This is a genomic window from Streptomyces sp. NPDC046985 (assembly GCF_040644415.1).
GTDB lineage: Bacteria > Actinomycetota > Actinomycetes > Streptomycetales > Streptomycetaceae > Streptomyces.
Map to the genome: position 1 here is coordinate 146109 of NZ_JBEYWK010000007.1, position 14372 is coordinate 160480.

Annotated in this window: 11 protein-coding genes; 4 read left to right on the forward strand and 7 right to left on the reverse strand. The window is 72.6% G+C overall.

Annotated elements, in window-relative coordinates; translation table 11 throughout:
• The gene (locus tag ABZ861_RS11430) at positions 1 to 867 is read right to left on the reverse strand and encodes an acyl-CoA thioesterase II (RefSeq protein WP_361627432.1); all 867 of its coding nucleotides are present in this window, start codon (positions 865 to 867) and stop codon (positions 1 to 3) included.
• Positions 868 to 949: 82 nt separating this feature from the next.
• Complete coding sequence (locus tag ABZ861_RS11435; RefSeq protein WP_361627435.1) at positions 950 to 3463, reverse strand: DUF3516 domain-containing protein; 2514 nt, start codon at positions 3461 to 3463, stop codon at positions 950 to 952.
• A gap of 145 nt (positions 3464 to 3608) precedes the next feature.
• On the opposite strand from ABZ861_RS11435, the gene ABZ861_RS11440 reads away from it, so the two are divergent.
• Positions 3609 to 4403 carry a metal-dependent hydrolase gene (locus tag ABZ861_RS11440; RefSeq protein ID WP_361627438.1) on the forward strand — a complete coding sequence of 265 codons (795 nt, stop codon included), beginning with the start codon at positions 3609 to 3611 and terminating at the stop codon, positions 4401 to 4403.
• 119 nt (positions 4404 to 4522) lie between these two features.
• Here ABZ861_RS11440 and ABZ861_RS11445 read toward each other — a convergent pair whose 3' ends face one another.
• The 4 genes from ABZ861_RS11445 to ABZ861_RS11460 all read right to left on the reverse strand — a co-directional run bounded on the left by ABZ861_RS11445 (position 4523) and on the right by ABZ861_RS11460 (position 9318).
• The gene (locus tag ABZ861_RS11445; RefSeq protein ID WP_361627441.1) at positions 4523 to 4801 is read right to left on the reverse strand and encodes a type B 50S ribosomal protein L31; all 279 of its coding nucleotides are present in this window, start codon (positions 4799 to 4801) and stop codon (positions 4523 to 4525) included.
• Positions 4802 to 4867: 66 nt separating this feature from the next.
• Entirely contained in the window at positions 4868 to 5338 is a 471-nt protein-coding gene (locus ABZ861_RS11450; protein WP_361627444.1) for a DUF5709 domain-containing protein, read from the reverse strand.
• Positions 5339 to 5548: 210 nt separating this feature from the next.
• The gene (locus ABZ861_RS11455; RefSeq protein ID WP_361627447.1) at positions 5549 to 7330 is read right to left on the reverse strand and encodes an ABC transporter ATP-binding protein; all 1782 of its coding nucleotides are present in this window, start codon (positions 7328 to 7330) and stop codon (positions 5549 to 5551) included.
• Complete coding sequence (locus ABZ861_RS11460) at positions 7327 to 9318, reverse strand: ABC transporter ATP-binding protein (RefSeq protein ID WP_361627450.1); 1992 nt, start codon at positions 9316 to 9318, stop codon at positions 7327 to 7329. The genes ABZ861_RS11455 and ABZ861_RS11460 overlap by 4 nt, the downstream gene beginning before the upstream one ends.
• 515 nt (positions 9319 to 9833) lie before the next feature.
• Between ABZ861_RS11460 and ABZ861_RS11465 the strand changes: the two genes are divergently transcribed.
• Positions 9834 to 10583, forward strand: coding sequence for a L,D-transpeptidase family protein (locus tag ABZ861_RS11465; protein ID WP_361627453.1), 750 nt, complete (start codon positions 9834 to 9836; stop codon positions 10581 to 10583).
• A 379-nt stretch (positions 10584 to 10962) separates the two neighbouring features.
• On the opposite strand, the gene ABZ861_RS11470 is transcribed toward ABZ861_RS11465, so the two are convergent.
• The gene (locus ABZ861_RS11470) at positions 10963 to 11427 is read right to left on the reverse strand and encodes a MarR family transcriptional regulator (protein ID WP_361627456.1); all 465 of its coding nucleotides are present in this window, start codon (positions 11425 to 11427) and stop codon (positions 10963 to 10965) included.
• Between the two features lie 116 nt (positions 11428 to 11543).
• Between ABZ861_RS11470 and ABZ861_RS11475 the strand changes: the two genes are divergently transcribed.
• Positions 11544 to 13346, forward strand: a complete 1803-nt coding sequence (locus ABZ861_RS11475; RefSeq protein WP_361627459.1) for an ABC transporter ATP-binding protein — start codon at positions 11544 to 11546, stop codon at positions 13344 to 13346.
• A 43-nt stretch (positions 13347 to 13389) separates the two neighbouring features.
• A complete protein-coding gene (mltG, locus tag ABZ861_RS11480) occupies positions 13390 to 14253 on the forward strand; it encodes an endolytic transglycosylase MltG (RefSeq protein WP_361627462.1) in 864 nt (287 codons plus the stop codon).
• Positions 14254 to 14372: the final 119 nt, after the last annotated feature.

The window sequence follows — 14372 nt, forward strand, 5'->3', positions numbered from 1 at the left end:
CTACACCGCCCGGAACAGGCCCTCCTGGACGACCGACACGAGCAGCCGCCCCTCCAGGTCGTAGATGCGCCCGCGGGCCAGCCCGCGCCCGCCGGTCGCGATCGGGGACTCCTGGTCGTAGAGGAACCACTCGTCCGCACGGAAGGGCCGGTGGAACCACATGGCGTGGTCCAGCGACGCCAGATCGAACCCCCGCGGTCCCCACAGCGGCTCGACCGGCAGCCGCACGGCGTCGAGCAGCGTCATATCGCTGGCGTAGGTCAGCGCGCAGGTGTGCACGAGCGGGTCGTCGCCGAGCGGCCCGACCGCGCGCATCCACACCGCGCTGCGCGGCTCGGCGTCCCGGACCTCCTCGGCGGTCCAGCGCAGCCGGTCCACGTAGCGGATGTCGAAGGGCTGGCGGCGTGCCATGCGCTCCAGTTGCTCGGGCAGCGCGCCCAGGTGCTGCCGGACCTCCTCGGAGACCGTCGGCAGCGACTCCGGCGCCGGGACCTTGCGGGCCGGCGGCAGTTGGTGCTCGAAACTCCCCTGTTCAGGTTTGTGGAAGGAGGCGGTCAGAGTGAAGATCGTCCGGCCCTGCTGCACGGCGGTGACCCGGCGGGTCGTGAAGGACCGGCCGTCCCGCACCCGTTCGACCTGGTACACGATGGGCACTCCCGGTCGGCCGGGGCGCAGGAAGTACGCGTGCAGCGAGTGCACCGGGCGGTCCCCGTCGGTGGTGCGGCCGGCGGCGACCAGGGCCTGGCCCGCCACCTGGCCGCCGAAGACGCGTTGCAGGGACTCGTGCGGGCTGCGGCCGCGGAAGATGTTGACCTCGATCTGCTCCAGGTCGAGCAGGTCGACGAGCCTTTCGGCCGGGTTGGTCATGGGTGTGCTTCTCCTGTGCTCACGACTGATCGACGCAGGTCTGCGGCGCGCCGGTGTTCGCGAGCCGCTACGAGGGGGCTGCTCAGAGCTGACCGACGTCGGTCACCCGCACCACCGCGCGGCCCTCGGCGTCGGACGCGGTCAGGTCGACCTCGGCGCTGACGCCCCAGTCGTGGTCTCCGCGGGGATCGTCGAAGATCTGCCGCACGCGCCACAGGGCGTTCTGCGGCTCCTCCTGGATCACCAGCAGCTTGGGGCCGCGCGCGTCCGGACCGGTGCCGAGGTCGTCGAACTCGTCCCAGTAGCGGTCCATGGCCTCGCCCCACGCCTCGGCGTCCCACCCGGCCTCGGCGTCCATCTCGCCCAGCTCCCCGACATGGTCCAGAGCGGCCAGCTCGACGCGGCGGAACATGGCGTTGCGGACCAGGACGCGGAAGGCGCGCGCGTTGGCGGTGACCGGCTTGACCTGGTCGGCCTTCTCCTGCGCCTCCTCGGCGGTCATCACCTCGGGGTTGGCGAGCTGCTCCCACTCGTCCAGCAGGCTGGAGTCGACCTGGCGCACCATCTCGCCCAGCCACGCGATCAGATCCTGCAAGTCCTCGGACTTCAGGTCGTCCGGGACGGTGTGCTCCAGGGCCTTGTAGGCGCTCGCGAGGTAGCGCAGCACGATGCCCTCGGTGCGGGCCAGGTCGTAGTGGGCGACCAACTCCGTGAAGGACATGGCCCGCTCGTACATGTCGCGGATCACGGACTTCGGCGACAGCGGGTGGTCGCCGACCCAGGGGTGGCTCTTGCGGTACGTGTCGTACGCGTGGAAGAGCAACTCCTCCAGGGGCTTGGGGTAGGTGACGTCCTGGAGGCGCTCCATGCGCTCCTCGTACTCGACGCCGTCCGCCTTCATCGCGGCCACGGCCTCGCCGCGCGCCTTGTTCTGCTGGGCGGCGAGGATCTGCCGCGGGTCGTCCAGCGTGGACTCCACGACGGACACCATGTCCAGGGCGTAGGAAGGAGACTCGGGGTCCAGCAACTCGAACGCGGCCAGCGCGAAGGTCGACAGCGGCTGGTTGAGCGCGAAGTCGTGCTGGAGGTCGACCGTGAGGCGGACGATCCTGCCCTCGGCGTCGGGCTGGTCGAGCTTCTCGACGATGCCGCCGTCCAGGAGCGAGCGGTAGATGGCGATGGCCCGCCGGATGTGGCGCAGTTGCTGCTTGCGCGGCTCGTGGTTGTCCTCCAGCAGGCGCCGCATCGCCTCGAAGGCGTTGCCGGGACGGGCGATCACCGACAGCAGCATGGTGTGCGTCACGCGGAAGCGGGAGTTCAGCGGCTCCGGCTCGGAGGCGATGAGCTTGTCGAAGGTGGTGTCGCTCCAGGCGACGAAGCCCTCCGGGGCCTTCTTGCGGACCACCTTCCGGCGCTTCTTGGGGTCGTCGCCCGCTTTGGCGAGCGCCTTCTCGTTCTCGATGACGTGCTCGGGCGCCTGCGCGACGACGAAGCCCTCCGTGTCGAAGCCCGCGCGTCCCGCCCGGCCGGCGATCTGGTGGAACTCCCGCGCGCGCAGCGTCCGCACGCGGCTGCCGTCGTACTTGGTGAGCGCGGTGAACAGCACGGTGCGGATGGGGACGTTGACGCCCACGCCGAGCGTGTCGGTGCCGCAGATCACCTTCAGCAGGCCGGCCTGGGCGAGCTTCTCCACCAGGCGGCGGTACTTGGGCAGCATGCCCGCGTGGTGCACGCCGATGCCGTGCCGGACGTAGCGGGAGAGGTTGCGGCCGAACCGGGTGGTGAAGCGGAAGTTGCCGATCAGCTCGGCGATCTGCTCCTTCTCCTCGCGCGAGCACATGTTGATGCTCATCAGCGCCTGTGCCCGCTCCACGGCCTGCGCCTGGGTGAAGTGCACGATGTAGACCGGCGCCTGCCGCGCCTGAAGCAGCTCGGTGAGCGTCTCGGTCATCGGGGCGCGCTGGTACTCGTAGGACAGCGGCACCGGCCGGGTCGCCGAGCGCACCACCGCGGTGGGGCGTCCGGTGCGGCGCGTGAGGTCCTTCTCGAAGAAGGAGACGTCGCCGAGCGTCGCCGACATCAGCACGAACTGCGCCTGGGGCAGTTCCAGCAGCGGGATCTGCCAGGCCCAGCCGCGGTCGGGCTCGGCGTAGAAGTGGAACTCGTCCATGACGACCTGTCCCACGTCGGCGTCCTTGCCGTCGCGCAGCGCGATCGACGCGAGGACCTCGGCGGTGCAGCAGATGACCGGCGCGTCGGCGTTCACGGAGGCGTCGCCGGTGAGCATGCCCACGTTCTCGGTGCCGAAGAGCTTGCACAGCTCGAAGAACTTCTCCGAGACCAGCGCCTTGATCGGCGCCGTGTAGAAGGTGACCTCGTCCCGGGCCAGCGCGGCGAAGTGCGCTCCGGCGGCGATCATGCTCTTGCCCGAGCCGGTGGGCGTCGACACGATCACGTTCGCCCCGGAGACCGCCTCGATCAGCGCCTCCTCCTGATGGGGGTAGAGCGTGAGCCCGCTCTCCTGGGCCCACGACTCGAAGGCTTCGTAGAGGGCGTCGGGGTCGGCGGTCGGCGGCAACTGGTCGATGAGGGTCACGCCCCCATCTTGCCTGGCCGTCCCGCGGGGGCGGGAATCGGCTGCCGGTGTGAAGATCACGAACGCTACGCTGTGTGGCCGGCGCGGCATCCGCGCACCAGGTCAACTGGGCAGCGGCACACGAGGAATGGGGCGGGCACAGGCCATGATGGGACCAGCACACTCACTGTCGGGGGCGGCGGCCTGGCTCGGAGTGGGCGCCGCGGCCGCCGCGACCGGGCATGCGATGCCCTGGCCCGTCCTGCTGGTCGGCGCGCTGATCTGCGCGGGCGCCGCGCTCGCCCCGGACCTCGACCACCAGGCCGCCACCATCTCGCGCGCCTTCGGCCCGCTCTCCCGCTGGCTCTGCGAGATCGTCGACAGGCTCTCCTACGCCGTCTACAAATCGACGCGGAAGCCGGGCGACGCACGCCGTTCCGGCGGCCACCGGACTCTGACCCACACCTGGCTGTGGGCGGCGTTCATCGGCGCGGGCGCCTCCGTCGCCGCGATCACGGGAGGCCGCTGGGCGGTGCTGACGATCCTGTTCGGGCACCTGGTGCTGGCCATCGAGGGTCTGCTGTGGCGGGCGGCCCGGGGTTCCAGCAGCGACGTGCTGGTGTGGCTGCTGGCCGCGACCAGTGCCTGGATCCTCGTCGGAATACTGGACAAACCGGGCAATGGCTCCGACTGGCTGTTCACGGCGCCCGGCCAGCACTACATGTGGCTGGGGCTTCCGATCGTGCTGGGAGCGCTGGTGCACGACGTCGGGGACGCGCTGACCATCTCCGGCTGCCCGATCCTGTGGCCGATACCGGTGGGGCGCAAGCGCTGGTACCCGGTCGGGCCGCCGAAGGCGATGCGGTTCCGGGCGGGAAGCTGGGTCGAGCTGAAGGTGCTGATGCCGGTCTTCATGATCCTGGGCGGAGTGGGCTGCGCGGCCGCGTTGAACTTCATCTGAAGGCTCGGCCCCCGCTACGGACTCCGCCCCCGTCACGACCCTCCCCGCTTGCACGGCCCCTGTCCGCGCTGAGGCGCCTGGCCGCCCGTGTTCTCGGCCGCGGCGGCCGCCCGCGCGGGTCAGGCCCCGGCGCCGCCCGCGGGACCCTGCTCCGCGCCGCCGCCGTAACGCCGCTCGAACCGGGCGACGCGGCCCTCGGTGTCGACCGTCCGGGCCTTGCCCGTGTAGAAGGGGTGGCTCTCCGAGGAGATCTCCACGTCCACCACCGGGTACGTCTGCCCGTCGTCCCATTCGATGGTCTGATCGCTGCCGGCGGTGGACCGGGTGAGGAAGGCGTATCCGGCCGCCCGGTCGCGGAAGACCACGGGACGGTAGTCGGGGTGCTTGTCCTGCTGCATGGTGCTCCTCCTGTGACGGGGGGCGGGGGACAGGACGAGGGGCGCGGCGCGCGGGCGGCGGCGGGATCAGCCGGACAGGGTGTCCTCGTCGACGACGTGCACCGCGGCCTCTTCGGCGGAGGCCGCCGCGCCGTCGATCCCCACGTCCGTGGCGACCAGCGCGCTTTCCTCGTCCTCGTGCGCGCCCTCGTCCGGGGCGACGAGGCGGCCGGAGCGGGCCGCCCCGACCTCGTCGTCCAGGAGTTCCCCGTCAGTCCCGTCGCAGTCGCCGATCCCGTCGCCGTCCGGCGCGGACAGGTCGGGAAGCTCCTCGGCCAGGCGCTGGTCCAGCGTCTCGCGCTCGTGGCCCTCCGCCGCGGTCACACCGGTGTGCTCCACCGCCCACGGCCGCTCCGGAGGAGACCAGCCGCGGTCCAGAGGATCCTCGACGCCGTCACTGACCAGCGTGTCCTCCGCGTCGAGCACCCCCGTGTCCTCCTTGATCTCGGAGTCGTCGGGCTGGTAGACGTCGTCTCCCCATCCGTCGGCGCTGTCCACGGATACCTCCAGGTGGTGGGACGGTCCCGATCTCACCGCGGTCGGCGGCCCGCCGGTGCGCGGGGCAGGTTCACCCGGAACCCACCGGACGGTTCCCGGGCGCGCCCCGAGCCGCTGCCGCTTCCCAGACTTCCACCCCTGTTCGGCGCCGCGCAACGGCACGGCAACCGCGCCGCGTCTCGCCGCTCCTCCTCGGCCGCCCCGCAACCCTCAGCCGTGCCAGGACCGCCACAGCGCCGCGTACGCGCCGTCCGCCGCGACCAGCTCGTCGTGGCTGCCCAGCTCCCTGACGCGACCGTCCTCGACGACGGCGATGACGTCGGCGTCGTGGGCAGTGTGCAGCCGGTGGGCGATGGCGACGACCGTGCGGCCGTCGAGGACGCGGGAGAGGGACCGTTCCAGATGGCGGGCCGCGCGCGGATCGAGGAGCGAGGTCGCCTCGTCCAGGACCAAGGTGTGCGGATCGGCGAGGACCAGCCGGGCCAGCGCGACCTGCTGCGCCTGGGCCGGTGTGAGGGCGAGGCCGCCGGAGCCGACCTCTGTGTCCAGCCCCTGGTCCAGTGCGCGCGCCCACCCGTCGGCGTCGACCGCGCCCAGCGCCGCCCACAGCTCCGCGTCGGCGGCGTGCGAGCGGGCGAGCAGCAGGTTGTCCCGCAGCGAGCCCACGAAGACGTGGTGCTCCTGGTTGACGAGGGCCACGTGGGAGCGCACAGTCTCGGCCGGCATCCGGGACAGTTCGGCCCCGCCGAGGGTCACCCGTCCCTCGCGCGGCGCGTAGATGCCGGCCAGCAGCCGCCCCAGCGTGGACTTGCCGGCGCCGGAGGGGCCGACCAGGGCGAGCCGCGTCCCCGGCGCCACCCGCAGCGACACCTCGCGCAGCACGTCGACGCCTTCCCGGTACCCGAAGCGCACCTGGTCCGCCTGAACGTCCCGGCCGTCGGGAGCGAGCGAGGCGAGTCCGGCCTCCGGCTCGATCTCACGGACGCCGACCAGCCGGGCCAGCGACACCTGCGCCACCTGAAGCTCGTCGTACCACCGCAGGATCAGCCCCACCGGGTCGACGAGCATCTGCGCGATCAGGGCGCCCGTGGTGAGCTGGCCGACCCCCATCCAGCCCCGCAGCACGAGCGCACCGCCGATCAGCAGCACCGAGGCGAGCACCGCGACGTAAGTGACGTTGACGACCGGGAACAGCACCGACCGCAGCCACAGCGTGTAGCGCTCCCATGCCGTCCATTCCTTGATCCGGCGCTCCGACAGGCGGATGCGCCGCTCCGCGAGCCGGTGCGCCTCCACGGTGCGTCCGGCGTCGATCGTCTCGGTGAGGGCGGCGGCCACGGCGGCGTACCCCGCTGCCTCGGAGCGGTAGGCCGACGGCGCCCGCCGGAAGTACCAGCGGCAGCCCGCCACCAGCAGCGGCACGGCGAGCAGGACGGCGGCCCCCAGCGGCGGCGCCGTGACGACCAGTCCGCCCAGCAGCAGCACCGCCCAGACGACGCCGATCACGAGCTGGGGGACGGCCTCGCGCATCGCGTTGCCGAGCCGGTCGATGTCCGTGGTGATCCTGGACAGCAGGTCACCGGTGCCCGCCCGCTCCAGCACGCCCGGCGGCAGCCCGACCGACCGGACGAGGAAGTCCTCGCGAAGGTCGGCCAGCATGCGCTCGCCGAGCATCGCCCCGCGCAGCCGGACCTCCCGGACGAACACCGCCTGAACCGCCAGCGCCAGCACGAACAGCAGGACGGCGGGCCCGGGGTGCAGCTCCCGCGCGCTGTGCGAGACCCGCTCCACGAGATCGCCGAGGAGCCAGGGTCCCGCCATCGAGGCGAGCACCGCGACCGTGTTGACGCCCACCAGCAGCAGGAAGGCGCGACGGTGGCGGCGCAGCAGCTCGGCCACGTAGGCGCGCACGGTGGCGGGCGAGCCGACGGGCAGGGTGTGCGCCGTCGTCGGAGCGGCCGGGTCGTAGGCCGGCGGGGCCACGCCGATCATGCGGTCTCCTCGATCTCTTCCAGCGCGCCCCGCAGGGCCGCCTCGTCGTCCAGCGAGTCCCGCACGGCGGCAGACCCGCTCTCGTCCAGCGGGCCGCGCAGGGCCGCCCCCCTCTCGTCCAGCGCGCCCCGCGAGGCGGCCGCCTCGTCGTCCAGCCCCTCGCGCACCGACCGCGACAGCGGTCCGACGCGGCCGTCGCCGCCGTGGGGCGCCTCGTGCCCGGCGCGTTCCTCGTCCGTCTCCCGGGTCACCGCCGAGCGGTACCGGGGCTCGGCGTCCAGCAGCTCGCGGTGCACGCCGACCGCCGCGACCCTGCCCTCGTGGACCAGCACCACCCGGTCGGCGCGGTCCAGCAGCAAGGGCGAGGAGGTGAAGACCACTGTGGTGCGCCCGGTGCGCAGCGTGCGCAGCCCCTCCGCGATCCGTGCTTCGGTGTGCGAGTCGACGGCCGAGGTCGGCTCGTCCAGGACCAGCACTTCCGGATCGGCGACCAGGGATCGCGCCAGGGCCAGGCGCTGCCGCTGGCCGCCGGAGAGGGACCGGCCGCGCTCGCTGATCCGGGCGTCCATCGGATCGGCGGCGCCGAAGGAGCCCTGCGCCAGCGCCTCCAGCACATCGGCGCACTGGGCCGCCGCCAGTGCCTCACGCGCGGTGACGTCCCCGGAGGCGGGGACGTCGAGCAGCTCGCGCAGCGAACCGGACAGCAGCACCGGTTCCTTGTCCTGGACCAGGACGGCCGTGCGGGCCGTGCCGAGCGGGAGGCCGTCGAGCGCCACGCCGCCCAGTCGCGCCGACGGCCCCAGGGCGGCCGTCTCCGCTGGGTGGCCGCCCAGCCGGTCCGCCAGCCGCCCCGCCGCGTCCGGATCCCCGCACACCACGGCGGTCAGCAGCCCGGCGGGAGCCCGTAGTCCGGTCCGGGGGTCGTACAGGTCACCGCCGGGGGAGGGGGCGTCAGCGCCCGCCGCGCTGGGTGAACCTGACGCGGAGTCGGCGGTCCGCTCCAGTGACAGCACCCGCGCGGCCCGGGTGGCCGACGGACGCGAGAAGGAGTACGCCATGGCGATCTCCTCGAAGTGCCGCAGCGGGTAGGTGAGGACCATCACCGAGCTGTAGACGGTGACGAGTTCGCCCACCGTGATCCGGCCCGCGCCGACCAGGTGCACGCCGTACCAGACGACCGCGACGAGCACCAGGCCCGGCAGCAGCACCTGGACGGCGGAGATCAGGGACCACATCCGCGCGCTGCGCACCGCCGCCTGCCGCACCTCCTGGGAGGCGCGCCGGTAGCGGTCGAGGAACAGTTCCTCGCCGCCGATGCCGCGCAGCACGCGCAGACCCGCGACCGTGTCGGAGGCCAGCTCGGTGGCACGCCCCGCCTTCTCGCGTTGCAGGTCGGCGCGGCGGGTGGCCCGGGGCAGCAGCGGCAGCACGGCCAGCGCCAGCGCGGGCAGGCCCGCGGCGACGACCACGCCGAGCGCGGGCTGGTAGACGAGCAGGGCGACGCAGACCAGGACGACGGTGAGCGCCGCCGCGGTGAACCGGGACACCGCCTCCACGAACCAGCCGATCTTCTCCACGTCGCCGGTGGAGACGGCCACCACCTCGCCGGCGGCCACCCGCCGGGTCAGGGCGGCGCCCAACTGAGCGGTATGGCGGGCCAGCAGTTGCTGCACGCGCGCCGCCGCGGTGATCCAGTTGGTGATCGCCGCGCGGTGCAGGAAGGTGTCGCCGAGCGCGTTGCCCGCACAGGCCAGCACCAGCAGCGCGCCGGTCAGCGCGAGCCGGGCGCCGGAGCGGTCGACGACGGCCTGGACGGCCAGTCCGACGCAGAACGGAAGGGCGGAGACCGAGACGAAGTGCAGCAGTCCCCAGGCCAGCGCCTTGAACTGCCCGCCGAGCTGGTTCCGCTCCAGCCACCACAGGAAGCGGGGACCGGAGCGCGCGTCGGGCACGCCCGGGTCGGGGTAGGGGAGGTCGTGAATCTGCATGGCGTCCCAGTGGCTCGTGTCAAGGCGGAGAGGCCGTGGACGGGGCGTACGGCGGCAAAGGGTCGTGACAGCTTGGCTGCGCCGCGTCGCCGAGGGCAACCGGTTTTCCACCCCGGCGCACCCGCCCGGAGAGGTCCGGGAGAAGCCCGGAAGAGCTTCGGGATTGGCTTGGCAGTGGCTCGGGAGAGGTCCCAAAGAGGCTCAGGAGCGGCTCGGGAGAGGTCCCAAAGAGGCTCAGGAGCGGCTCGGGAGAGGTCCGAAAGAGGCTCGGGAGCGGCTTAGGAGAAATCCGGTCGGCATCGTCTGCGGACCGCCGCGAGGCGGCTGGCTCCACCTGACGTGCGGCCATCTGACGCACGGTCCGCTTCGCGTTCTTCCACGAGCGTGTTCCGCTGCCTGACCGGGGCTCTTTTCCGTGTGACCGACACGCCCCAGACGCCCCGTAGGGCAGCGGGTGAGGCTATTTGGACCAACCTCAAGTGGATCATCCGGAGCGCGCTGGCCACGATGGGTCCATGCGAAGCGGTGGTGCAAGGCGTGCAATAACCGCGGCTGCGGCCTGCGGTTCCCTCCTCATAGCCATGGCCGCGTGCGGCGGCCCCCAGACCGGAGTCCCGCTACGGGACGTTCCCGGACCCGGTGGTCCCACCGGGGCCCTACTGCCCCGTTCGATCGCCGAGCCGGCCCATGTGCCGGGCGTCGGCGAGCGGCTGTGGCAGAACGTCCCTGCCAGCGCCCGACAGGTGGTCGCGGTGTACGGCGACGGCGACGACTCCCCGGACTCCACACTCGTGCTCTACGAGAAGCACGGGTCCCAGTGGCAACAAGCCGGCAGTTGGGCGGCCCACAACGGCAAGCGCGGCTGGACGACGGACCATCACGAGGGCGACGAGCGCAGCCCGGTCGGAGTGTTCTCCCTCTCCGACGCCGGCGGCTACCTCGAGAACCCGGGCGCCCTGCTGCCCTACACGCAGGACGAGGACGCCTTCGTCACCCCGTACTCCGGGGACGACGCGCATCTGCACGACTTCGACTACGTCATCGCCGTCAACTACAACCGCGTGCCAGGCACCCGTCCGGACGACAAGAGCCGTCCGCAGGGGCAGTCGAAGGGCGGCGGGATCTGGCTCCACCTGGACCACGGTGACGGCACGCTGGGCTGCGTCAGCGTCCCGGAGTCCGCGATGGAGTACCTGCTGCGCACGCTCAACCCGAAGAGCAAGCCCGTGGTGGTGATGGGCGACCGGGCCGACCTGAAGGCATAGGCGTCCGCCCGCCGAGCGGCGCGGACCGCGGACGCGGAACCAGATCGCCCGCGCGCGACCTGATCGGCCGGACGAGGCGCCGGGTGCAGCCCGATGAGACGCCCGTCCGGCCGAGGCCGCGAAGGATACGGCGCTACGGCGTGCCGACCCGGTGAGGGCCGACCCGCGCGGGAGGGCGTCGGCCGCACGGACGGACGCCGGCGGCGGAGACGGACGCTGCCTGCCCGGACGCGCATCGGCCGCCTGGACGGGAGCCGACTGAGCGGGCGTGCGGCGACCACGCGGGCGTGCAGCGACCGTGCGGACAAGCGGGTGCGCGGTGACCGTGCGGACAAGCGGGTGCGCGGTGACCGTGCAGGCGTGCGGCGACCGTGCGCCGTCAGCAGCGCACCCCCTGCTTCTGCTCCGGCACGGCGGCGCCCACCAGCGTGTCCAGCAGTGCGCCCAGGCTCTCGCGCTGGCCGTCCGTCAGGGGCGCGAGGATCTCCGCCGCGGCGGCCCGGCGCGCGCGGTGCAGCTCGCGCAGCGCCGTGTGGCCCTCGTCGGTCAGTTCGACGCGGATCACCCGGCGGTTGGCGGGGTCCGGAGCCCGCCGCACCTTCCCGCCCGCCTCCAGCGCGTCCACCAGCGTGGTCACCGCTCGGGGCACGACCTCCAGGGCCGCGGCGAGGTCCGCCATGCGGGGCGGCTCCGCGAAGTGCGCCAGGGTGCGCAGCAGGCGGGACTGGGCGGGGGTGATGCCCAGGGCGTGCCGTTCGAGCTGGCTTTTCTGCACGCGGTGCAACCGGCGGGTGAGCCGCAGCAACTGCTCGGCGAGGAGACCGTCGGGATCGGGGGTGGCCATACGGGAACAATATCAGGACCCAGTTCATTATGAGCGTAGGTAACAATGAGCTAGGATCCGTAAGTCGCCGCCAGTAGCGCCCGCGCACCGGCGCCCTTCAACACCCGTAGGAGCCCATGCACCCCGACCGTGAGCCCCCGTGGACCCCGCCTGCCGGAGCGGCGGAACAGCCCTGGCAGGTCCGTCGCATCCTGAAGCTGTTCCGTCCCTATCGCGCCCGGCTCGCGATCGTCGGCCTGCTGGTCGGCGCCGCCTCGCTGGTCTCCGTCGCCACGCCGTTCCTGCTCAAGGAGATCCTCGACGTCGCGATCCCGCGCGGGCGCACCGGGCTGCTGACCCTGCTCGCCGCGGGCATGATCCTCAGCGCCGTCCTCAACAGCGTCTTCGGCGTGCTCCAGACGCTGATCTCCACGACCGTCGGCCAGCGCGTCATGCACGACCTGCGAACCGCCGTCTACGGGCGGCTCCAGCGCATGTCGCTCGCCTTCTTCACCCGCACCCGCACCGGCGAGGTGCAGTCCCGCATCGCCAACGACATCGGCGGCATGCAGGCCACCGTCACCTCCACCGCCACCTCGCTGGTCTCCAACCTCACCAGCGTGGTCGCCACCATCGTCGCGATGGTGGCGCTCGACTGGCGCCTCACCATCGTCTCGCTGCTGCTGCTCCCGGTCTTCGTGTGGATCAGCCGCCGCGTGGGCGACGAGCGCAGACGGATCACCACCCAGCGTCAGAAGCAGATGGCCGCCATGGCCGCGACGGTCACCGAGTCGCTGTCGGTCAGCGGCATCCTCCTCGGGCGCACGATGGGCCGTTCCGACTCGCTGACCGGGTCGTTCGCCGAGGAGTCCGAGCGCTTGGTCGGCCTGGAGGTGCGGTCGAACATGGCCGGCCGCTGGCGGATGGCCGTCATCACCGTCGTCATGGCCGCCATGCCCGCCGTCATCTACTGGACCGCGGGCGTGGCCCTCCAGCTCGGCGGCCCGCGAGTCTCCCTAGGCACGGTCGTCGCCTTCGTCTCGCTCCAGCAGGGCCTGTTCCGCCCGACCGTGAGCCTGCTGTCGACCGGCGTCCAGATCCAGACCTCGCTCGCGCTCTTCCAGCGCATTTTCGAATACCTGGACCTGCCGATCGACATCACCGAGCGGGAACGGCCGGTACGCCTGGAACGGGTCAAGGGAGAGGTCCGGTTCGAGAACGTGGAGTTCCGCTACGACGGCAAGGGCGGTCCCGTCCTCGACGGCATCGACGTCACCGTTCCGGCGGGCGGCAGCCTGGCGGTCGTCGGGCCCACCGGCGCGGGCAAGTCCACGCTCGGCTACCTGGTGCCCCGGCTGTACGACGTGACCGGCGGCCGCGTCACCCTGGACGGGGTCGACGTACGCGACCTGGACTTCGACACCCTCGCCCGCGCGGTGGGCGTCGTCTCCCAGGAGACGTACCTCTTCCACGCCTCGGTCGCCGACAACCTGCGCTTCGCCAAGCCCGACGCCACGGACGAGGAGCTGCGGCAGGCGGCCGAGGCGGCCCAGATACACGACCACATCGCGGCCCTGCCCGACGGCTACGACACCGTGGTCGGCGAGCGCGGACACCGGTTCTCCGGCGGCGAGAAGCAGCGCCTGGCCATCGCCCGCACCATCCTGCGCGACCCACCGGTGCTCATCCTGGACGAGGCCACCAGCGCCCTGGACACCCGGACGGAGGCCGCCGTGCAGCAGGCCATCGACGCCCTGTCCGCCGATCGGACGACCCTCACCATCGCCCACCGGCTGTCCACCGTCCGGGGCGCCGACCAGATCGTGGTCCTCGACTCCGGACGCGTGGCCGAACAGGGTGCCCACCAGGAGCTGCTGGAGCGCGACGGCCGCTATGCGGCGCTGGTCCGCCGGGACGCCCAACTGGAGCCGACAAGATGACGATATGCCGGGTTTGGGGGCGTTCGGGGGTTACCGTGCCCGCATGCAGACGAACATTCCGTCACACAAGACCGCCCGACTGACAGGCCGGGGCCGGCTGGCCCTCGTCGTGTCCGGGGCCGTCCTGGCCGGCGCCGCCGTGGCGGTGCCGCTGCTGACCCTGAACAGCGAAGCCCCCGCGCGCACCCGCACCCTGGTGGTCCCCCCGGGCTGGCGGGCGAGCCAGGTCTTCGCCGCCGTCGACAAGGTCCTGGCGCTGCCCGCGGGCAGCACGAGAGACTCGGTCGCCAAGGGTGGCCTGAAACTGCCGAGCGCCGCCCAGGGCAACCCCGAGGGCTACCTCTTCCCGGCGACCTACCCCGTCGACGACAAGGCGACCCCGACGTCGCTGCTGGCCGCCATGGTCGACCGGGCGGACCAGAAGTTCGGCGGGGCGCCGGTGGCCGCGGGCGCCCCGCGCGAGTCCATGAACCTCTATCAGGCGATCACCGCCGCCAGCGTCGTCCAGGCCGAATCCGTCGCGAAGGCGGACATGCCGAAGGTGGCCCGGGTGATCCTCAACCGGCTGGCGCACGGCATGCCGCTCCAGATGGGCTCCACGCTCAACTACGGCCTCAACCGCTCACTGGCCCCCCTCGACGCGAACGCGGTGCGGATGGACAGCCCGTACAACTCGTTCCAGCGCATGGGTCTGCCCCCGACGCCGATCGACAGTCCGGGCGACGACGCGATGCACGCCGTGCTCCACCCCGCCCCCGGCGACTGGCTGTACTTCGTCACCGTGGGACCGGGCGACACCCGCTTCACCGCCGACTACGCCGAGCACCAGCGCAACGCCGCCGAGTTCGCCGCCCGGCAGCAGAGCATGACCCGACCCGCGAGCAAGAGCCCGCAGCCGAAGCGGTGAGCCTGCGGCCGGCGCGGTGAGGCGGCGGCCGGCGCGGTGAGCCTGCGGCCGGCGCGGTGGGCCAGCGGTGCCGTGCGAGGCGGGGCGCCGCGGGAGCTGGGATGCCGGGGGAGGCCGCG